At 40.0% G+C, this 21,176-nt stretch carries 15 protein-coding genes and 1 riboswitch; of the genes, 8 read left to right on the top strand and 7 right to left on the bottom strand.

Going from position 1 to position 21,176, the window contains the following annotated elements; all coding sequences use genetic code 11:
- Positions 1-4: 4 nt before the first annotated feature.
- A complete protein-coding gene (locus tag DC53_RS21355) occupies positions 5-1,303 on the bottom strand; it encodes a restriction endonuclease subunit S (protein ID WP_050484121.1) in 1,299 nt (432 codons plus the stop codon).
- Positions 1,296-4,025, bottom strand: a complete 2,730-nt coding sequence (locus tag DC53_RS15700; RefSeq protein ID WP_033028746.1) for a type I restriction-modification system subunit M — start codon at positions 4,023-4,025, stop codon at positions 1,296-1,298. The genes DC53_RS21355 and DC53_RS15700 overlap by 8 nt, the downstream gene beginning before the upstream one ends.
- A 495-nt stretch (positions 4,026-4,520) precedes the next feature.
- Between DC53_RS15700 and sbcB the strand changes: the two genes are divergently transcribed.
- Positions 4,521-5,966, top strand: a complete 1,446-nt coding sequence (gene sbcB / locus DC53_RS15705; protein ID WP_033028745.1) for an exodeoxyribonuclease I — start codon at positions 4,521-4,523, stop codon at positions 5,964-5,966.
- An 844-nt stretch (positions 5,967-6,810) separates the two neighbouring features.
- Here sbcB and DC53_RS15710 read toward each other — a convergent pair.
- Positions 6,811-7,692, bottom strand: coding sequence for an NAD(P)-dependent oxidoreductase (locus DC53_RS15710; protein WP_033028744.1), 882 nt, complete (start codon positions 7,690-7,692; stop codon positions 6,811-6,813).
- Positions 7,693-7,813: 121 nt separating this feature from the next.
- On the opposite strand from DC53_RS15710, the gene DC53_RS15715 reads away from it, so the two are divergent.
- Positions 7,814-8,374, top strand: coding sequence for a glutathione peroxidase (locus tag DC53_RS15715; RefSeq protein WP_033028743.1), 561 nt, complete (start codon positions 7,814-7,816; stop codon positions 8,372-8,374).
- 87 nt (positions 8,375-8,461) lie between these two features.
- A complete protein-coding gene (locus tag DC53_RS15720; RefSeq protein WP_033028742.1) occupies positions 8,462-9,442 on the top strand; it encodes a 2-hydroxyacid dehydrogenase in 981 nt (326 codons plus the stop codon).
- 93 nt (positions 9,443-9,535) lie between these two features.
- Here DC53_RS15720 and DC53_RS15725 read toward each other — a convergent pair whose 3' ends face one another.
- Complete coding sequence (locus DC53_RS15725; RefSeq protein ID WP_007375800.1) at positions 9,536-10,858, bottom strand: sodium-dependent transporter; 1,323 nt, start codon at positions 10,856-10,858, stop codon at positions 9,536-9,538.
- Between the two features lie 141 nt (positions 10,859-10,999).
- On the opposite strand from DC53_RS15725, the gene DC53_RS15730 reads away from it, so the two are divergent.
- Positions 11,000-11,758: a 4'-phosphopantetheinyl transferase family protein gene (locus tag DC53_RS15730; protein ID WP_033028741.1), complete on the top strand. Its 759-nt coding sequence runs from the start codon at positions 11,000-11,002 to the stop codon at positions 11,756-11,758.
- Positions 11,759-11,830: 72 nt separating this feature from the next.
- Here the strand turns inward: DC53_RS15730 and lysC are convergent, their stop codons facing one another.
- Together lysC and nhaD are read right to left on the bottom strand one after the other, a co-directional pair.
- Positions 11,831-13,222 carry a lysine-sensitive aspartokinase 3 gene (lysC, locus tag DC53_RS15735; protein ID WP_033028740.1) on the bottom strand — a complete coding sequence of 464 codons (1,392 nt, stop codon included), beginning with the start codon at positions 13,220-13,222 and terminating at the stop codon, positions 11,831-11,833.
- Between the two features lie 75 nt (positions 13,223-13,297).
- Positions 13,298-13,470, bottom strand: a riboswitch (Lysine riboswitch).
- A gap of 101 nt (positions 13,471-13,571) precedes the next feature.
- Positions 13,572-14,819 (bottom strand): sodium:proton antiporter NhaD, encoded by a 1,248-nt coding sequence (nhaD, locus tag DC53_RS15740; RefSeq protein ID WP_033028739.1) that lies wholly within the window; start codon positions 14,817-14,819, stop codon positions 13,572-13,574.
- Between the two features lie 222 nt (positions 14,820-15,041).
- Between nhaD and DC53_RS15745 the strand changes: the two genes are divergently transcribed.
- The 4 genes from DC53_RS15745 (at position 15,042) to DC53_RS15760 (ending at position 20,328) form a co-directional block, all read left to right on the top strand.
- Positions 15,042-16,313: an MksB family condensin complex protein gene (locus DC53_RS15745; RefSeq protein WP_033028738.1), complete on the top strand. Its 1,272-nt coding sequence runs from the start codon at positions 15,042-15,044 to the stop codon at positions 16,311-16,313.
- A 3-nt stretch (positions 16,314-16,316) separates the two neighbouring features.
- Positions 16,317-16,865 carry a condensin complex protein MksE gene (locus tag DC53_RS15750; protein WP_033028737.1) on the top strand — a complete coding sequence of 183 codons (549 nt, stop codon included), beginning with the start codon at positions 16,317-16,319 and terminating at the stop codon, positions 16,863-16,865.
- Complete coding sequence (locus DC53_RS15755) at positions 16,862-19,636, top strand: Mks condensin complex protein MksF (protein ID WP_033028736.1); 2,775 nt, start codon at positions 16,862-16,864, stop codon at positions 19,634-19,636. The genes DC53_RS15750 and DC53_RS15755 overlap by 4 nt, the downstream gene beginning before the upstream one ends.
- Positions 19,637-19,776: 140 nt before the next feature.
- Positions 19,777-20,328, top strand: coding sequence for a DUF4136 domain-containing protein (locus DC53_RS15760; RefSeq protein ID WP_007375807.1), 552 nt, complete (start codon positions 19,777-19,779; stop codon positions 20,326-20,328).
- A gap of 320 nt (positions 20,329-20,648) precedes the next feature.
- Here the strand turns inward: DC53_RS15760 and DC53_RS15765 are convergent, their stop codons facing one another.
- Positions 20,649-21,137: a peptide-methionine (S)-S-oxide reductase gene (locus DC53_RS15765; RefSeq protein ID WP_033028735.1), complete on the bottom strand. Its 489-nt coding sequence runs from the start codon at positions 21,135-21,137 to the stop codon at positions 20,649-20,651.
- Positions 21,138-21,176: the final 39 nt, after the last annotated feature.

Here is a 21,176-nt window from a genome sequence, read left to right as displayed (position 1 = left end):
TTCCTTATAATTGTGCTACTTCTTGAGAGGATGACGTTGACGTTAAGATGCTATCAGGCAAGTTATCCACCAGCTTTTTACCGGTTAACAAATCTTGCATGAGGCCTTGTTTTTGGGATTGTGATTTCTGTTTTTCGTTTTTAAATTTAAAAATTAATAAATCTAATTCTTTCAGCTTTAATCCTATATTTTTCTGCTCCTCAATATTATCAGGACAAGCAATTTGTAATCTTTTAAAGAAATCTAAACCTATAGTTGGAATTGTACTTCCCATAGCAACTTGTTCAAAAACTGGCTTCATATTTTGCAACCAATAATATAGAAAAAGGTTGCTAGATGATTTATTACATGTCCATGCCATAAAATGCTGACTTACAGCCATTCTTTTTGCCAAAATTGCACTTTTTCCTATACCTGCATCACGCGATAAAATCACAGTCCCTTTAGGAAGTTCAATCGCTGAAGAGTTTTGAATTCCTAATTGACTGACTTCAAACCTAGTAGCTGTAATATACAATTTATCTAGCTTGTTAGAGTCTGCTAATGAAACCCATTTAACTCCACCATTCCAATATTCTGAAATTGTCTTAGCAGGCGTATGACCGCTGTTTCTTTTCGCAAACTTATCAAGTAATGGAGCATTCCAACCATTCGGTATCCACCCCAACTCACTCTCCCAATAAAGCTCTGGGGCTTGTTGGTAACTTGGGCGTAGTTTGCCGGTGTTAATATCAATACCACGGCTAAATAAGTCCGACATTAACCCTTGTTTAATCGCCGTGTACTTTTCAATTAAGGCTTGAGTTTGCTCTATTTGGTTGTCTATGGTTGATAGTACTTTCGCGATTTTTTGTTGTTGGTGCTTTTGTATTGGAATAATAACTTTGAATAAATCTATATCACCTCTTTTTATATGCTTCATTGTTGAGCCGTGGGATGATCCTGATAGCTCATCCATATAAAAATCTAGTAGGTAAAATAAAAATAATTTATCGCAATCTTTGAATGGGATAACTTTAAATAAATGTTGATTTAATACTGCGTTGCCATATTGCCAGATAATTACCTTTAGTGTGGCACTCCAAGAAAAAATCAAATCACCATTCGTAATAGCATTTTTTTGGGGAATAATTCCATTGAAATAATCATATGAACCAGTTGGTTTATTTAACTGTTCAATGCGAATTATTTTTATACCTTCTTTGCTCCAGTCTTCTGGTTTGAAAGCATATCCATTTATATAGTGTGCGAGTTCTCCAAGTGTTTTAACCTCCCACTCATTAGGTATTAATTCCTTATTCATAACCCAACCCCGACATAAATTCAGACAACAGCTGTGCTTGTTCGTCGCGTGCTTGTACTATCTGTTTTAAAGTAACGGAATATTTGGCAAATAGCGTTTCTATCGCGGCAATTAAGTGGAGTGTATTAGCGCGAATATAACCTTGGTATTCGCTAAATAAAGCCTGCTTCATATCGTCTAAAATTAATGCTTTGGCCTCTGCTGGGCTGATGGATTTACGGGCAGCAATAATTAAGTCGTCCATTTGCTTTTCTATTGCGCTATTTTGTTGTTTTAAGGTTTTTAACTCAGTTTCTAGTTGTAGGTGTTGTTCAAGTTGTTTCTCTATTGTGCGTAATTGCGCAGATTGGTTTTCGCCTTGTTGCTGTAATTCAACAATACGGTTTTGATTGATAAGTTGAATCTTTTGCTGCTGAGCCAATAATAGGATTTTTTCGCTCACGGAAAAGTGCATGTCTTTAGCGTTTAAGCCTTGGCTGAAGTCACCTTTTTTAGTGCCTTTAGGTAAAGGGGTATGACTTAAAAATTCGACGAGGGCATCGTTGATTTGGCTTTTTAGGCGTTTAATTACATCGGTAATGTCTGCTTTTAAGTGTTTTTGTTGTTGTTTTAATTTAGCGACCTTCTCTTTAGGTAGGGCTGTCGGTGAAGCGTCAAGCTCGCCGGTTATTGCTAACTCTGAGTCTTGATCTTCGTCGCTGCTTTCTGCTTGGCTAAACAGCGTGATGAGTTGCTCTATACGTTGCTGATTTTGTTGTAATTGGTCAACAATCTCAGGGCATTGGCTATTAAATAACACCTCGTCAGGAATTAACGCGGCATTCCAACCACTGGCGGCGATGGATTTAAAATCGGCTTCACGCTGTTTAAACCAGTTTGCTAACGCGCCCCTTACTTGGTATTTGTTTAACAAGGCTAACGGCGTTAATTGCTGCTCTATGCTATTCAACCCTTGTTTACGAATGTAAAACACGCCTTTATTACCTTGTTTTTCGTCCCCCAATTTGGCAAATAAACGTTGCTCGCTTTGCCACCATGTTTCAAGTAGCTGAGTAAATGCTTCATGCTTGGCCATGACATTGGTTGATTGTTCTATCACTTTTTTAATGTCACTGCTGTCTTTGATTAGCGAGCTAAACTGTTGAAATTCTGGCGATGGGTTGATGGCATTGGGCGCTTGTTCTGTAAACAGTTCGTTTTCTAAATGCGGGTAGTCTTGCCAATATTTTGATAGGGCGTTAATTTCTTCCGTCGGGATGCCACCGTTTAAATGGGCTTGCACATTTTGTGGTTCTGGCGCTGGGCTGTTATCAACATAACGGCGAATATTAAGGTTGTAGTTTTCTTTTTTGAGTGTGTCTTGATGAATTAATTCTGCGTATTTTTCAACCTTGTTGTCATTATTGTTATCACTATTTGTTTTAAGAAGTAACGATTTATAAACACTGGTGATTTTTTCGATGTCTTCAGGACGTAAACTGTTTTGGTTTTTACCTTCTTTGTATTCTCGGTCGGCATTAATAAACAATACTTGCTTACGAGTCTCTGCCCCTTTTTTGTTAATGATCAAAACACAAGCCGGAATGCCTGTGCCGTAAAATAAACCAGCAGGCAAACCTATCACCGCTTCTAATAACCCATTAGTAATAAGGCGCTTGCGGTAACTGCCTTCATCGCCTGCACGAAATAACACGCCATGGGGCAAAATAACCGAGGCTTTACCATCCCCTTTTAGCGAAGCGATCATATGCTGTAAAAACATAAAATCGGCTTTGCCTTTTTCTGGCATAAAGGTGTTAAAACGTTGCTTGTCTGTTTCTATTTCGCTTTCAGCATAGTCTTGTGAGAACGGCGGGTTAGCAATAACACGATCAAACGATTTTAATGTACCGTTGTCGTTATGATGCTGTGGGCGCAGGAGGGTGTCTTCGTTTTCGATCCCTCGACCTGATATACCATGTAAAATCATGTTCATTTTACAAATAGACCAAGTACCACCGTTGTCTTCTTGGCCGAACAAGTCTATTTCATTTGCGTCGCCACCGGATTCTTGCACATAGCGTAAACTTTGGATCAACATACCGCCCGAGCCACAGGTTGGGTCGTATATTTCCATTTTTTCTTGCGGTTCGAGTATTTCAACCAATAAGCGTACGACTTCAGAAGGGGTATAGAATTCGCCGCCTTTTTTACCGGCACTGTCGGCAAAGTACTTAATTAAATACTCGTAAGCCGCGCCTAATAAATCAGGAAATTCAAAGCAGTCATTTGTTAGCGTAAGGCCGTTGAAATGCTGAATAAAACGAATGAGTGTTTTGTCGTTGATGGTGTTTTTACCGACTTTCTTTTTAAAGTCGATGTGTTTAAGAACGCCTTCTAAGCCTTTATTTTCGTCTTCTAATGCTGAAAGTGCTTTGTTTAATCCGTCACCCACTCGTTCTTTTAAATGCTCAATTTGTTGCCAGCGGGCGTTTTCTGGTACGAAGTAATCAAAAGCAGAGGGTTGTAGTAGCTTAGTAATTTTTTCATCGGATACGCCTTGTTCACGATAGGCTTTGGCTTTGTCGCTGTAGTCTTTTTCATACTGATCAGACATACGTTTTAAGAACAATATACCGAAAATAAATTCTTTGTATTCCGACGCATCCATTTTGCCACGCAGTATGTCGCAGGCTTCAAATAAGGTGCTTGATAATTTTTGTAATGTTAGTTTTTGGGTCATTTATATTTGCTACTTCTTAAAGCGGTTTGTTTATTTTATACAAAAGAATTATTCATTAAAGTAAGCAATATTTTTGCACCGTGAATATTGAAATTTGTAAAATGTTTATCTCTTTAAATTTTTATCTTTACACTGCTGAAATCAGCTTTTAAATACTACACACTATTGTTCAGGCTTAATTAAGTATTTGGCTGACAATCGCAGCATATCTGAATGTTCACAGAATAAATCCAAACCTATAAATGGTCAATGTAATCATTATATTAACACTCTAAACTCCTCTTTTTCGGCAAAGTTGAGTAAGTAAAAATATCTATTGTATATATTATTACTAAAAATCAGCATCATGTCGTTTGAAATCCTACAAGCAAAAATTAAACCCGGCCCTAAACCTATAAACTCCTTCGCCCATATGCCATAATCTAAATAATTCATTATTTTAGTAACTTGGCGCGTATTTAGGCGCTTTAAAGTTAACTACTCAGGGTTTTCAGCATGGCATATCAAGAGCAAAATCAAGCAACAATCTATTGGCACGACTACGAGACTTGGGGGGCAAGCCCTCAAAAGGATAAGCCGAGCCAATTTGCGGGTGTTCGTACCGATCTTGATTTAAATATTATTGGCGAGCCGCTTATTGAATATTGTAAGCCGCAAGCGGATTACTTGCCTCACCCTGATGCGTGTTTAATTACGGGTATTACGCCACAAGTAGCGATGAAAAAGGGCTTGGTTGAGGCTGAGTTTATAGCAAAAATTCATGCCGAATTTAGCGTGCCAAACACCTGTGTTGCCGGTTATAACAGTATTCGGTTTGATGACGAAGTAAGTCGTTATAGTTTTTACCGTAACTTTTACGACCCATACGAGCGCGAATACAAAAATAACAATAGCCGATGGGATATTATTGATTTAGTGCGTGCTTGTTACGCACTGCGTCCTGAAGGCATTGAATGGCCGTTAAAAGAAGACGGCAGCCCAAGCTTTAAGCTAGAGCACTTAACGGTAGCCAATGGTATTGAACACGCCGCTGCGCACGACGCACTAAGCGATGTAACCGCCACTATTGCACTGGCTAAACTAATAAAAGAAAAACAGCCAAAGCTATATAACTTCTTTTTTGGGCTGCGTAATAAAAAAGCCCTTGCTGAATTAGTTGATGTATTTAACATGACGCCGCTGGTGCATACCACGTCGCGCATACCTGCAACACAAGGCTGTACAAGCTGGGTTGCACCAATGAGCTTTCATCCGGTTAATAAGAACGCGGTTATTTGTTTTGATTTAACCCAAACCCCGCAAGTACTCATTGATTTAAACGTAGAAGAATTACGCAAACGTTTATACACCAAACGTGTTGATTTAGCCGAGGGCGATTTACCTGTTGGTTTAAAGCTGGTGCATTTAAACAAGTGCCCTATTTTAGCCCCAGCTAAAACATTATTACCTGAAAATGCCGCCCGCCTTGGGATTGATCGCGAGCAGTGCCTCGCTAATTTAGCTATTTTAAGAGCCAATACCAACCTTCGCGATAAAGTAACGGAGGTGTTTAACGAAAAAGGTGATTACAGCGCAACCACTAACGTTGACTACTTACTTTACGATGGCTTTACAAGCCATGCCGACAAGGCTAAGTTTGCAATTATTCGTGATGCTAAACCAGATGAGTTAGCCGGTTTGAATTTAGACTTTGAAGATAAAAAGTTTAATACATTGTTGTTTAGATACCGCGCCCGTAACTGGCCTGAAACGCTAAACCAGCAAGAGCTTGACCAATGGCGTCAGTATTGCCAAAACAAGTTAATGCATGGGGAAGATCAACCATCGATTAATGCGCAAGATTTTATGATAACCCTTGAAAACCTAGCCCATGAACATGACGACAGCGAAAAAAATCTTACAATTTTAAAGGCACTGTATAACTACGCACAAAGTATGTAATTCGGTGTAGACGTAGAGCTTGCTCACGTGAAAAGCGCAGCTTTTAATATCTTTATCATTTTAAAAACTACGTTTTTATACGCAAGCAAGCTTGGCGTCTACAAGTAAAAATCACAGCTACACTTTGGCGGTAGACGTCGAGCTTGCTCACGTGAAAAGCGTAGCTTTTAATATCTTTACCATTTTAAAAACTCTGTTTTTATACGCAAGCAAGCTTCGCGTCTACAAGTAAAAATCGCAGCTACACTTTGGCGGTAAGAGTCGAGCTTGCTCACGTGAAAAGCGCAGCTTTTAATACCTTTATCATTTTAAAAACTATGTTTTTATACGCAAGCAAGCTTTGCGTCTACAAGTAAACTCATATCTTTTTGAGGTAGACGTAGAGCTTGCTCACGTGAAAAGCGCAGCTTTTAATGTCTTTATCATTTTACAAACTGTGTTTTTATACGCAAGCAAGTTTGGTATCTACAAGTAAAACTCACCGCTGCACTTTGGCAGTAAGAGTCGAGCTTGCTCACGTGAAAAGCGTAGCTTTTAATATCTTTACCTTTTTAAAAACTATGTTTTTATACGCAAGCAAGCTTCGCGTCTACAAGTAAAAATCGCAGCTACACTTTGGCAGTAGACGTAGAGCTTGCTCACGTGAAAAGCGTAGCTTTTAATATCTTTATCATTTTAAAAACTATGTTTTTATACGCAAGCAAGCTTCGCGTCTACAAGTAAAACTCACCGCTGCACTTTGGCAGTAAGAGTCGAGCTTGCTCACGTGAAAAGTGCAGCTTTTAATATCTTTACCATTTTAAAACTGTGTTTTTATACGCAAGCAAGCTTTGCGTCTACAGCGTTACTTTTTATGCAGCGCTTCAATGCGTGCTAGTAAGCTTGAGGTGTCGTATCTACCGCCGCCAAGTGCTTGTACGTCGGCGTAATATTGATCGACCGTTGCGGTCATTGGTAAAGTAGCGCCGTTGTTTTTAGCTTCATCAAGTGCAATGCCTAAATCTTTGCGCATCCAATCGACGGCAAAACCAAACTCGTATTCACCCGCCCACATTGTTTTGTAGCGGTTTTCCATTTGCCACGAACCGGCTGCACCTTTAGAAATGGTTTCTATAACTTTTTCACCATCGAGTCCTGCTTGTTTGGCAAAATGTAAGCCTTCGGCTAACCCTTGTACTGCGCCCGCAATACAAATTTGATTAACCATTTTACAAAGTTGACCCGAGCCAACGCCGCCTAGTAATTGGCTAAAACGGCTGAACGCCGCCATAACTGGCTGCACTTTAGCAAATACGGCTTCACTGCCACCTGCCATAACCGTTAATACGCCGTTTTCGGCGCCAGCTTGTCCGCCCGATACAGGCGCATCTATAAAGTCGATATTTTGCAGAGCCGCTTTAGCAGCCACTTCGCGTGCTACTTCCGCTGAGGTTGTGGTGTGATCAACCAAAACAGTGTGTGGCAACATGCCCGCTAACACGCCGTCTTCGCCATACACTACTGAGCGTAAATCGTCATCGTTACCAACACACATAAATACGATGTCAGCATTGCTGGCAGCTTCGCGCGGAGTTGGTGCAAAGCTTCCTGAATGTTCTGCAGTCCACGCTTGTGCTTTAGCTTGAGTGCGGTTATAAACGCATACGCTGTGCCCTGCTTTTGCTAAATGCCCCGCCATTGGGTAACCCATTACGCCTAAACCTATAAATGCGACTTTCATTGACATAAAAATGACCTATTTAACTGATAACTTAGAAACTAGGCTTCGATTATGTCAATCGACTGGTAAAAAAGCGAATGAAAATCTTTATAAAATTTCCTTAATCGGAAATGTAAGTAGGTAACCTATGGATAGTATTTATCAATTTAATGCACCACTTTACAACAGCGAAAGCTTTCCTCTTAGTAAGCTACAGGGAAAAACCATACTGATTGTTAATACAGCGAGTAAATGTAATTTTTCGGTGCAATTAAGTGCGCTTGAAAAGCTATATCAAGAATATAAAAGTAGCGGATTTACAATATTGGCATTTCCGTGTAATCAGTTTGGTCAAAATGAGCCACTTGATAATTTAGCCATTAGAGACTTTTACCAAGAGCAATTTAATATCTCGTTTGAGATATTTGATAAAGTAATGGTAAATGGGCCAGAAACTCACCCGTTGTTTAATTATTTGAAATCACATACTCGGGGTATTTCACAAAACCGTGCAATTAAGTGGAACTTCACTAAGTTTTTAATTAACTCGCAAGGTCAGCAGGTTGCTCGCTATGCACCGCGCACTAAGCCCGAAACACTTAAACAAGTAATAGAAAGCAACCTACTGCAAGCAGCAAAGGTAAACACAGCAAAAAGTGATAAAAGAATATCGCCTAAAACACCTATATTTACTTCGCTTAAAGCTTAAATTAGTAGCAGGAGAACTAATTAGGCACGTTTTTGTAAAGTAGTTTAATGTTACTATTATTTTTCCTTAAGCGTCGGAGCTATTACCATGAACATTGCTTTTTTTAGTACTCAAAAGTACGAACTGCCTTTTTTTGAACAAAGTACACGCGATAATCGTGATATAAAAATAACGTATTTTGAGCAAGCTCTAAGCGAACAAACGGCTATTTTAGCAAACGGGTTTGATGCCATATGTGTATTTGTAAACGACACCGTAAACGCCACGGTTATTGAACAACTGGCAAGCCAAGGCATAAATACTATTTTGCTACGTTGTGCAGGATTTAATAACGTTGATTTACCTGCAGCAAAAGCACATAAAATTAAAGTATTACGCGTCCCAGCTTACAGCCCTGAGGCCGTAGCCGAGCATTGTATTGCACTTATGCTAACGCTTAGCCGTAAAACCCATAAAGCGTATAACCGCGTACGCGAAGACAATTTTGATTTAAACGGATTACTAGGCTTTAACTTGCACAATAAAACGGTGGGTATTGTAGGTTGCGGTAAAATTGGCCTTGCGCTGTGTAACATTTTAAATGGCTTTGGTGCTAAAGTATTAGTGTGCGACCCATACGCGCAACCTGGCAATTATACAATTACCGATATAGACACCTTACTTAGCCAAAGCGATGTGATTTCTTTGCATTGCCCATTAACGGAACAAACTCATCATTTAATAGATGATGAGGCATTTAGTAAAATGAAAACCGGCGTTATGCTTATTAACACCTCTCGCGGGGCACTGCTTAACAGCAAAGCGTGCATTAATGCACTTAAAACTAAAAAATTAGGGTATTTAGGGCTCGACGTTTACGAGCAAGAGTCGGAGCTATTTTTTAAAAACCACAGCGACGAAATAAACCAAGACGATATATTTTCGCGCTTAGTGAGCTTTAAAAATGTATTAGTAACGGGGCATCAGGGCTTTTTTACCCAAGAAGCACTTACCGAGATAGCAAACACAACCCTACTAAACGCGCTTGAAGTAAGTGAAGGTAAACCTTTAACTAATGAGGTTTTATAAAGACCTAGGCTTTACCTAAATAACCGGTACAAAAAAAGCGAATAAGGTGAGCCCTATTCGCTTTTTTGTTTAAAAATTCACTTTAAATAGCGCTTAGCCAAAGGCGACGTTTGCAAATACTAAGGTCATTAATATTGGGCAAACAAAACGAATATACTGAGCAAACCAGTAATGTACGCCGGTTGTTGCTTGATGTAATTTGTTACCACGCTGCCACATCCACCCTACTGTAATAAAGTAAAATAAACCCATAAGCGGTAATTGGTATTGGGTGAATAGCATAATAACCAAACCAAATAACCAATCAAAATTTAATATAATGGCGCTTGCACACACAAGTACAACGGCGCTCACTGCCCATGTTGCTTTGGTGCGACTAACGTTATGGTTTTCGACTAAAAACGCTACCGGAATTTCAGTCGTCGATATAGTTGACGTAACCGATGCAATAGACATTAATACAAAAAACAATAAACCGACTAATAAACCAATTTCGCCCATGGTGCTAAATAGCTCAGGCAAAATAGCAAAAATAAGTTGCCCTTCGCCAATCAGTTTACCGCCACTAAATACTTCTACACCGTTGTGCTGCGCCACATAAATAGCAGGAATAATGAGTAACCCAGCTAAAAAAGCAACGCCAGTATCAAGTAAGGCAACACCGGCTGTGAGCTTTGGTAAATTAGCATCTGGCTGTAAATACGAGCCGTAAATCATCATACAGCCTACACCTAACGAGAGCGAAAAGAACGCTTGCCCCATTGCGGCAATAATTAAATTAGGGTCGAGTATTTGGCTAAAATCAGGAATTAAATACGCGGCAAAGCCTTCGCTTGCGCCATCTAGTGTTGCAATGTAGGCAATTAAACCAACAAGCAGCACAAGCAACAGTGGCATTAAACGGCGCGACCAGGTTTCGATTCCCGATTTAACCCCTTTCAAAATAATACTGGCAGTTAAAATAAGCATAAGCGGCGTAAATACAAAATTACGCAGCACTGAGTCACTATGTAAAAATTCGCTTGCGCCTGTGAAACCTAAAAAGGTGGTTATGGGTTCAATAGCGTACGAAAGCATCCACCCTGCCACTATTGAATAAAAACTTAGCATAACAACTGCGCCCGCAAGACCTATGTAACCGGCTGCTGCACCTACTTTACGGCTAGTGTTTTGCCATGCATCGCCCAATGCTTTTACCGGGTTAGCTTGTGCTTTGTGACCTAAATAAAGTTCGGTATACAGCGCAGGAAGCGCAAGTAAAAATATAACAATAAAATAAACCAGTAAAAAAGCACCGCCGCCATGGTTGGCCGCTTGCGTAGGAAAACCCCAAATATTACCCAAACCCACTGCTGCGCCAGCAGCGGCTAAAACAAAACCAAGTCGGCTTTGAAACCCATCACGCACTTGTGCCATACATCTACAAATCTGTTATTATTTTGATTATTGTGAATTAAACCATATTTCATGCCAGCTGAGTAATAAAATTGTACCCAGCCTTTATTAGTGGCACTAACCGCTCACAATATCAGCGACTTCTTTTGCTTTAGGGCTTTTATGACTGAACACTATTTAAAAAACGCCTTGAGTATTACTTCAACTCAATTGGCAAATTTGTCTTTAGCGAGTAACAGCATTTTATTATTTAATGCTAAAACACTTGAGCTTAGTGACTTTAATTTGCCCGATTGCTTAAGCCCGTTTGAGTTAAACATTATAAACCGCCGTAAAAGCCCACAAGCTAAGCAAGAGTATTTAGCGACGCGGTTATTGTTAAAACACCTTATTAAAGTAGCGCAGCCGCAACATGCGCGTGTAGCCCTTAATAAAATAAGTACCGAATTTGACGAGGCAAGCTCAAAGCTGCAAATACACGTAAATGGTGATGTTATTAATACCTGTATTTCGCACTCGCATGGTTTGGTTGGGGTCGCGCTAAATTTTGATAAAAGTGAGTTTGGTTTTGATATTGAAAAAGTAAGCTTAAAGCGCCCGTTTGAAAAGCTTGCTAAGCATTTTTATCATAATGATGAAATTTCACTTATCACCAAGCCCACTAATACCCAAGCCCAAGCAGATACGTTTTTTAGAATTTGGACATTAAAAGAGTCACTTGCTAAAGCCACCAGCCGCCCTATTGCAAAGTTACTTAGCCCTAATGTGTTTGACGAATTACATAGTGCAAAGCTGAGTGCTTGCAGTAATCGCGTTACCGTAGCTGATAGCAGTGACAGCAATGTTTGTTTTGATGTGAGTGTGGTGCATAAAAAAAGCACCGACTGGCGATGCTTTTTATTAAATGATTTTGTTAAGTGATTTTGTTAAGTAACTTTATCAAGTGATTTTACTAGTTAACTTTAATAAATCGCTTTCCTGAATAACGGTTATTTACGCAGCAAAATCGTTTTCTAATAAACGGCTATGAATAGACTGTACTACGTTATCTGACTCAGTTTGCTCTACTAAAAAGCACAGGTTGTGCTTACTAGCACCGTGACAAATTAATCGAATGTTAAAGTCTTTTAGTACACTCATTAAGTTCATTTCGTGTTGGCGTAATTGAATCTCAGAGCCAATAAGTGCCACCAATGTTAGGTTGTTTTCTACCGAAACATGGCAAAATTCTGCAAGCTTATCTAGGCATTCTTGATCAAGCTCTGGGCGCGAGGCGTTTTGCGCGTTATCAAGGGTTATGGCTACGCTGATTTCTGACGTAGTTACCAAATCTACCGATATATTGTATTCACTTAATAGTGTAAATACGCGTGCTAAAAAGCCGCTTGCTAGGAGCATTTCTGGGCTTTTAAGCGTAAGCAATATTTGGTTTTTACGTTGCGTTACTGCGCGTATACCTGGTTGCTGCGATTTTTCGCGCTCAATCCATGTACCGCCACGCTCTGGCTCTCGGCTAGAACCTACAAACACGTTAATGTGGCTACGGCTTGCTGGTAAAATAGTCGCGGGGTGCAATACTTTTGCGCCAAAGGTTGCCATTTCAGCGGCTTCGTCAAAACTTAAGCGTGCAATAGGCGTCGCTTTTGCGCACAAACGCGGGTCGGTGCTAAAAATGCCCACTACATCGGTCCAAATATGCACGCTTTTAGCGTTAATTGCTTCAGCTAGTAATGCAGCGCTGTAGTCTGAACCTCCACGTCCTAGCGTTGTGGTTTGACCGTATTCGTCACTGCCAATAAATCCCTGAGTCACAATTACTTGAGTGTCTAACAGCGGAATTAAATGCTCTTTAGCAGCTTGCGCTGTGGCAGCAACATTAGGCGTTGCTTTACCAAATTGGCTGTCGGTTTTAAGCACCTTGCGCACATCAAAGCGATCGGCATTTAAGCCTTGTAAACGCAGCACTTGTGCAAACAAATACGACGACAAACGCTCACCAAAGCTAAGTAGCTCGTCGTGTTGCTGATCGGTTGTTAGTGGCTCTTGAGCCAATGTTTGAAATGCTTTTAGGGTTTCGTTAAAGCCAACCGCTAAATCGGCATCTAGCGATAATTCATCTAAAATAGTTTGTTGAATAGCAAGCATGCCGTTTATGTGTTCTTGGCGCTCACTTGAGGTAATACTTGATTTACACAGTGCAACTAAGTGATTAGTTACGCCGGCACTGGCGCTCACGGCAACAATACGTACGCTTTTATCTGCAACAATAATTTCGCTACAGCGACTCATCGCTTCAAAATTTGCAACACTGGTTCCGCCAAATTTGGCAACGATGTAATCTGATTTTGCGCCTGATACTGTTTGTGGCACTGATTGGGTAGTCATTTAGTCTCCTTTCGCGGTATCCAAACCGCAATAAAACAAGAAGAACTTGGCAAAGGAATGCTTGAAGATAAGTCCACTGCCAGAAGCTCTCCACCTATATTGGTGACAGTTTTGAGGATTCAGCCCCATAAACCGAAAAACAATGACGACGTACCATTATTTTCCTCGGCGAGTACTTCCCTCCTTAATGATCATCGGCTTTCGTCGCCTAACATTAAGTACCTAAGTATCGCACCTCTTCTGAATGCTTTATTAACCAGTGGCTAATAAAACAAAACCCCACTAAGTAGCGGGGCTTTGAAAGTTATCGTTTAGACGTCTAGCTGTCAAGCATTTAATAATTTATGAGTTAAATAAAACTGCCCATGTAATACGAGCCCGCATATCCAACCGTGTAACAAATTAATAAATGCAGCGATAAACGCAAGTAGCTCATAAAGGTAAGCGCTTTAACTTTGCTCATGGCAATAATGCCCGCAGCCGAACCAATAATAAGCATTGAACCGCCCACACCCGTTGCATACGTAAACGACAACCAGTGTTGTTGGCTCATTACTATATCGGCTTTTAATAAGGCAGCGGTAAGCGGTACGTTATCGACCCCTGCTGATAATATGCCCATTAAGTAGTTTGCGTATTCTGGTGCCATTACCGTGTATAGATCGGTAAATTTACTCAACATACCAATTTCTTTAAGTGCGCCTACAAGTAAAAGTACACCTACAAAAAACAATAATGTGTCGTATTCTATATCGCGAACAAAATCGATTATGTCTTTGTTTATGTCTTTTTTGCGCATTAAAAATTGCGCCACTAAAAACATCACTGATAAGCCAAACAAAAAGGTTAATAGAGGTGGTACGCTGTAAATTACACTCAGCGTAAGTGTGCTCACTACAGTAGATAAAAATATAACAGCAATGGTTATGTCGGTTTTTTCAATGCGGGTTTTACCTGCACTAGCAAACTCAACACGCCCTTTCATACCTATAGAAAGTAACGCGGCAAGCAGCATAACGCTTGCAAGTGCTGGCGCTATAAGTAGTAACAAATGAGCAATGGTTACTTTGCCATCTAAAAATATCATTAGTGTGGTTACGTCACCGGTTATTAGCGATACCCCACCTGAGTTAACGCCAAACACAATAAGCGTGGCGTATTTAATGAGTTTTTTAGGTTCAAGTTTTAACGACATAACAACCGCAAGCGATATAAGCGTCGCTGTTACGTTGTCTGAAATCGACGAAAACAAAAATGCAAAACCACCCACTAAAAACATGAGCTTTTTTTCGCTAATACTTTTTGGCATAACACGGTGCACAATATTTTCTATAAACCCCTTTGAATTTAAATACGCTACAAAGGTCATTGCAGCCATTAAAAATAGCCATAATGAGGCAATTTCTAAAATATTTTCATTTAAAAGATGTTGAATTGTATCGGGGCTTTGCCCGTGTAGGGGGTATATAAAAAGAAGAATCCAGCAAAGCGTACCAAAAAACAGCGTGGTTTTAGCTTTATTTACATGGATTATATCTTCTATAACGATCAGTAAAAATGCAATCGCTATCAGGGTTAGAATAATCGAGGAAACCATGGTAGTTAAACAACCTTTGATATAGTTTTAAAGAACACACAAATAACATTCCATTTCATGTGCCTATTTTCGGCGCGAATTTTAGCACTGCCTCTATGCAAAAACTATTATTAAATGGTCTTAAAAACGAATACTATATACAGACAAGGTTAATTAAAAATACGTAATAATGAGTCTTCTAAAAGAACTCAATAATAAAATACTAGGATGTTGTAACCTCTTATGATCCCAGCTAAAAAGCTGCTAAACACCATAACCGAACATTGGGGTGTATTAGCGCTATTATTTAAACGTTTTAAAATGGCTGACTTTAGCCTAAAAGACGTACAAAACGCGATTAAGCAAAAGCAGCCTACGTGGTCAAACGAACGCATTTATAAAGAAACAAATCGTTTGTTAAACCAAGATATTTTAATTCCACTGGCTAAATCTTCTCAGCTTGAAATAAATCGTGCCATTGCTGATTTTGCTACGTTTTTACTGCAAGAAGAGCATTTAGGCTTAGCGCAAGAAATTAGCGTATTAGTCGACGACCTAGCTCGTTTAGGTAATCGCCTAGATAACGCTGGCGAAATAGAAGACTTTGACGATTTACGCCGCTACAGCCGTATTATGGATGATCGGGTGCGTAAAATAATGAAGCTCTATACGCACAACGAAAACGCTATTTTAAATATAGTTGAACAAGCTAAATCAAATAATGCAGTGCAATCGCTGCAAAAGCGTTATAAAGCGGTAATAGAAGCCTTTGATGAATACATAGAGCCAATGCTTGAAATGGTTGATATTCGTGGTGAGTTTCATGCATGTTTTACCCTCATTGAAGAGCAAATAAGTAAGCAAATACTGCACATTGAGCGCTCAGGTAAAGCATATAACGACAAACGTATGCTGGAGCAATTACGTACCCGTATACTCGAAATGCATTTAATAGGCCGAGAAAGCTTGCGTAAAAGTGCCGATATGCTTATGCCACTGCGCGAGGAGCTACGTCGTAATAACTTAATTACTCGCCAAGCAGCCAAAGTACTTGGGCTTGTACGTAAAAATGGCGTAGACAATATGCTAAGTGCTGTGCAACCACATTTTGTAAGCGACGCGCAGCGATATTCGCTTGGTCAGCAACGCCATATTGTGGCTTACATGGCAAGCTTGGTTGAATTTGAACACGAAGAATACCAATTGCCTGACCAGCAAGACGTGCCTGCATTTGTTACACCTAATATTCCTGACTACAACGATGTTAAAACCAGCTTTGCTAAGCGCTTTAATAAAAAACGCAAAAAGCCGCAGCCCTTGCTGCAATTTTTAGACGAAAGCTATCCAGATCTCGATGCCGACGAAATGCTATTTTTGTATCAAAAATTGGTCAGCGACAGCGATATTAAAATAATTCAAAGCGATGAAAAAGCCCGCGTAAAAATTGCCGGTCAGCACTTTTCTTTATATCCATTTAATTCAGAGCCTCAGCCAGATCCAAAGGCAGGTAAATAAACCATGACACACATAAACTTAGACGAGCTAACTCATCTACAAGCCATTAATAAAAAATTAGTAGCGGGTTATCACATTTGCGAGCAAGACAACGTAATGTGGCAAGAGCTTGACCAACACATAGAAGACTACACCGCCCTATTTACCGCCCTAGGTAACGATTTAAAACACGATAGCCGTGGCTTTTATTATTTTGGTAGCGATGAAAGCACACCCAATATGGGCAAAATATCTCGCGCTATCGCGCTCACCATTTACATTTTAATTGAGCACTACGCCAATACGGGTAAAGACCCAATGCGCGCATTGTTTGACGACGTAAACGATTTAGAGCTTATGCAAACGCTGGTGCAAATTAACAAACATTTGTTTGATCAGCTTGAGATATTTTCGGGATCTGATTTGCGTAAAGACGTTTACCTGCGCATGGTGCGCTTAGGTTTAGCCCGTGAAGTAGAAGGCGGCTTTATGCTACAAGCGCCAATTCACCGCTACATAGATGCACTCATGGAAGTAAACGAAGAAACCTATTTAACAGAGGACGAGGAATGAAAAATCTATACGGACTAAGTAAACTCGCCCTACTTAACACCGCAGGCTATGCAAAATGTGTGATCCCGCTTGATAAAAGCAGCTCTATTTGCGCGCCCAATAACACAGGTAAAAGCTCGGTTATTAACGCCCTGCAGTTCCCGCTTATTAACGATTTACGCTTAACAGAATGGGACGGACACGATTTAGATGAAACCCGTAAGTTTTATTTTTCATCCGATCAGTCGTACATTTTACTAGAAGCTAACTTGCCTCATGGCTCGGTAGTAATAGGCGTTGCGGGACTTGGTAAAATTGCCGGTTACGCGCATCAGTACTTTTGTTATCAAGGAAAGCTTGATTTAGAGCAGTATACGCAAGGTAAAACTATTATTAAATTTACCAAGCTGTTCAACCATTTAAAATCGCTTAACTACAACCCTATTGAGTTAAAAGCACAAGAGTTAAACGCGCTATTGACTGGCGGCGCAACCCCATTTGACGGCGACATTAACTTAAAAATGATCCCGCTTAATAATGTGCAAGACTCCTCTATTTATAAAGAAATATTTAGACGTATTCTTAACTTACACAAATTAGGCGCAAGCGACGTAAAACGCTTTATGCTACGCGTGTTTGAACGCCATATGTCGAACTCTAAAGTCGACTTTTATGAAGTATGGCGTCGCTCGTTTGATAAAGTAAATCGCTCAAAACGCGAATTAAAAGCCCTTGAGTCAATGCAAGAGCCAATAGCCGCGCTTGAATCAATGCTTGAAAACCAAACCGTGCTTAAAGGTAAATTAGCCGCATACGCACCTAAAATTGACCAAGCACTGATTGATTTTGATACCTATCAAGAATCGCAACTCTCTGAGCTTGCCATAGCCCTTGAAGATATAGAGCACGAAAAACACGAGTTTGAGCAAAAACAAAGCCTATACGTACAGCAATCGCGTGATATAGAGCGCAGACAAACTCAAATTGAGCAATGGTTTTTAGATTACGATGCGCTTAAAAGCGAGTTTGAACTAGTAAATAAAGCCACGCTTAAAACCAGCCTGACTCAGTTAAAGCAAGATTACGAGTCGCTTTCGCACTCTATAACCAGCGCACAAGGGCAAAGCCTACACACGCTTGACTACCGCATTAGCGAAACACAAAAACAAATTAAAAGCTTAAAGCTGCAACTTAAAAATCTTGAGTTTAATTTGTTTACCCGCATGCGCGAAGACCTCTCGTTAAAAGAAGTAGAAGAAATATCGCGGATTTTAAATCCTGATATTCTCTCGTTTGCGACCACCACTAATGGCGATATAACCATTGATGACGAAGTCGCCTTTGGTGAGTTTTTATCGCTATTAAGTGAAAACGTTAAAGGCGGCGTATTAACGCTACCAGGTGCGAGCATTAAGCTTAAAAAGCTCTCGCCTGTGCAAATGCAAAGCGGCGAAAACAAAGAGCAATTAACCGCTCAGTTAAATGCTCTTGAGCATTCACTTAAAGAGTTTAAGCAACAGCGCGATGTTGCAGCAAACGTTGCCGACAAGCAAAAAGAGAAAGACGCGTTATACGATGAGCTTATGAGCGCAGAGAACGCGCTAAAACGCTTAGAGCAGTTTGATATAATGCAGCAGTCGGTTGAAGCGCAAGCCATGCTAAAAGAGCAGTTATTAGCTGAGCGCGAACAAGTTGACGACTACCTGCAAGATATTCAAAAAAATAGTGGCTCAATTGCCGATCGTCGCTCGTTAATTAAATCGAAACAAGAGCAAATTAATCGCCAAACTGAGCGCTTACGCCAAGTTAAAAGCGAGCGAATTGACCACACGCTTGATTTATACAGCGGTAAAGTAACCCCGTACATGATTGATATTACGGTCGACTTTGATAATTTAAGCGACCTTGTTCATCACTTTAATAAAGACTGCCAAGAGCTGCGTAATTTTGACATAAACGTGCGTAACACCTATTTGCATGTATATAACGCGGGTATTACTAAATTCGACAACGAAAACGACGAATATACTAAATACCAAAAGCTAATAAGCGCCTTTCATAATATTGATAACGAACGCGATGCTGTTGAACGCCAAGCGCGTGTTGCACTTACCGAAGTGGCCGCAACTATTAAAGGCTTGCGAGAAGATTTAGACCGCCTTCGTCGCGAAATGAATAGCTTTAATAAAGGCATAAGCCAGCACCGTATTTCAAACCTGCAAGCGTTTAAAATTAACGTAATACCGCGCAAAATGCTGGTTGATAGTATAGATACCATTATCAGTACGTCGCATCAGTTTGAGCAAGGTGACACGCTTGATTTACTTAGCCAAGAACCTTACAGCGAAAGTGCGGTAAACGAAGCGAAAGATCACTTAATTAAACTCGCATCAGATAAAGCGGGTTTAACACTTACCGATTTATTTGATATTCGATTTGAAGTGGTTAACCGCGCAGGTGAAACCGAACACTTTGAAAAAATAGATTCGGCGGGTTCAAACGGCACACGTATTACGATTAAGTTATTATGTGGCATGTTGTTTATTCGTTACTTATTAAGCGATCAGGAACAAAACCTATACCGTATACCAATTTATATAGATGAAGCGGCCGACATTGACCCACAAAATCAAAAAGCGATTATAGAAACCGCACTAAGCTTTGGTTTTGTGCCTATATTTGCCTCAGTTAAGCCACAAATAAGTTGTGACTACATTGTGCCGATTCGCTCGGTAAAAGACGGTGCACAAAACTGGGTGGATGAAAAAGATTGGATTGAAGTTGAACATTAGCTAATAAACAACGACTAATTAACATAGGTTAATTAGTCGTTCAGCCCTCTTGTTTAGACTAATATTTAGGACGTTTAAATAATACACATTCAAACAATATGTGTTATTTTAAATTAATGCATTTTATTGGAGCAAACGTAATGAAAAATATACTTATTGTTGCAGCGCTAGCACTTCTTACAGCCTGTACACAAACCCCAGATTGGGATTACGATAAATCAGCTAACTTTAGTAATTTTAAAACATTTGCTTGGGTAGAAAACGCCAGCCTAACTAAAGACACAAATAACTATCAAATTAATGGCCTAATGGAAAAACGTGTTCGCACTGCCGTTAACGCTGAGCTGAGCCAAACACTAGGTATGAGATTAGTTGATGCAGCAAATGCTGATGTACTTGTTAATTATCATGCATCGGTTGATAAAGAGCTTGAAGTAGATACATTTAATGTAAACTACCGCCCGCATTGGGGTTATTGGGGTACTGGTTTTCAACGTGATACAACCGCGCGTGAATACGAAGTGGGCACACTGATTATTGATATTGTAGACCGTGAATCTAACCAGCTAGTATGGCGCGGCGCAAAAGAAGGTCGATTAAAGAAAAATCAATCGCCAGAGCAACGTGAAGCATCAATTAATAAAACAGTGAGCGAAATTTTAAGTAACTTCCCGCCGCAAAAGCAGCAGTAAGTTAAAATTAGCTATAAGTTAGTTTTGAAAAAGCTCACAGTACGTGAGCTTTTTTGTAGGTGTGTATTTTTGTGACTTTTAAAATAAAGTAATTACGAGCTACGCTCGTCACGTCAGCAAGCTGCACGTCTACAAAAACACCGATTAATCTTTACCTGTAAACGATAAGCTTTATCTTATCTGTAGGCGCTAAGCTTGCTTGCGCGAGAAGCGATAGCTTCTAATCACTTACCTTTACCTAACGCTATATTCAACCTTAAATTACGAGCTGCGCTCGTCACGTCAGCAAGCTGCACGTCTACAAAAACACCGCGTTAAATTTACGATTTATACTTATGCAATAACTCAAGCGGTATATGACAGTAATCATCAGGATGATTAGTTAAGCGGTCTTGATGCTCAGGATCGCTTAGAACGTAGTTAGTTAGCAACTCTACCCCTACCACAATTTTATCAGCATCACTTCGCTGGCTTATATAATTGCTAGCAACCTTTAAATGGTCTTGGCTTTTGCTATAAATGGCAGTGCGATATTTAGGGCCTACGTCATCCCCTTGTTTATTAATGCTATACGGGTCAATAATTTCAAAAAAGAAGCCAAATAGCTCGTTTAAGCTAACCGCTTTTGGATCAAAAATGACCTTTACGCATTCGGCATAACCATCGTATTCGCCGTCAGTGGTTCTGCTTGTACCATTAGCGCGCCCTGCTTCAGTACTTATTACGCCTGGTAAGTGCTTTAAAAATTCTTGTACGCCCCACAGGCAGCCACCAGCAAAGTAAATAGTATTATATTCTTTAGTATCCATTATAAATGTTACCTAATAAGTAATTATACCGATTGCATT

This window comes from Pseudoalteromonas fuliginea (assembly GCF_000690055.1).
Lineage (GTDB): Bacteria > Pseudomonadota > Gammaproteobacteria > Enterobacterales > Alteromonadaceae > Pseudoalteromonas > Pseudoalteromonas fuliginea.
This window is presented reverse-complemented; position numbering and strand designations above follow the sequence as displayed.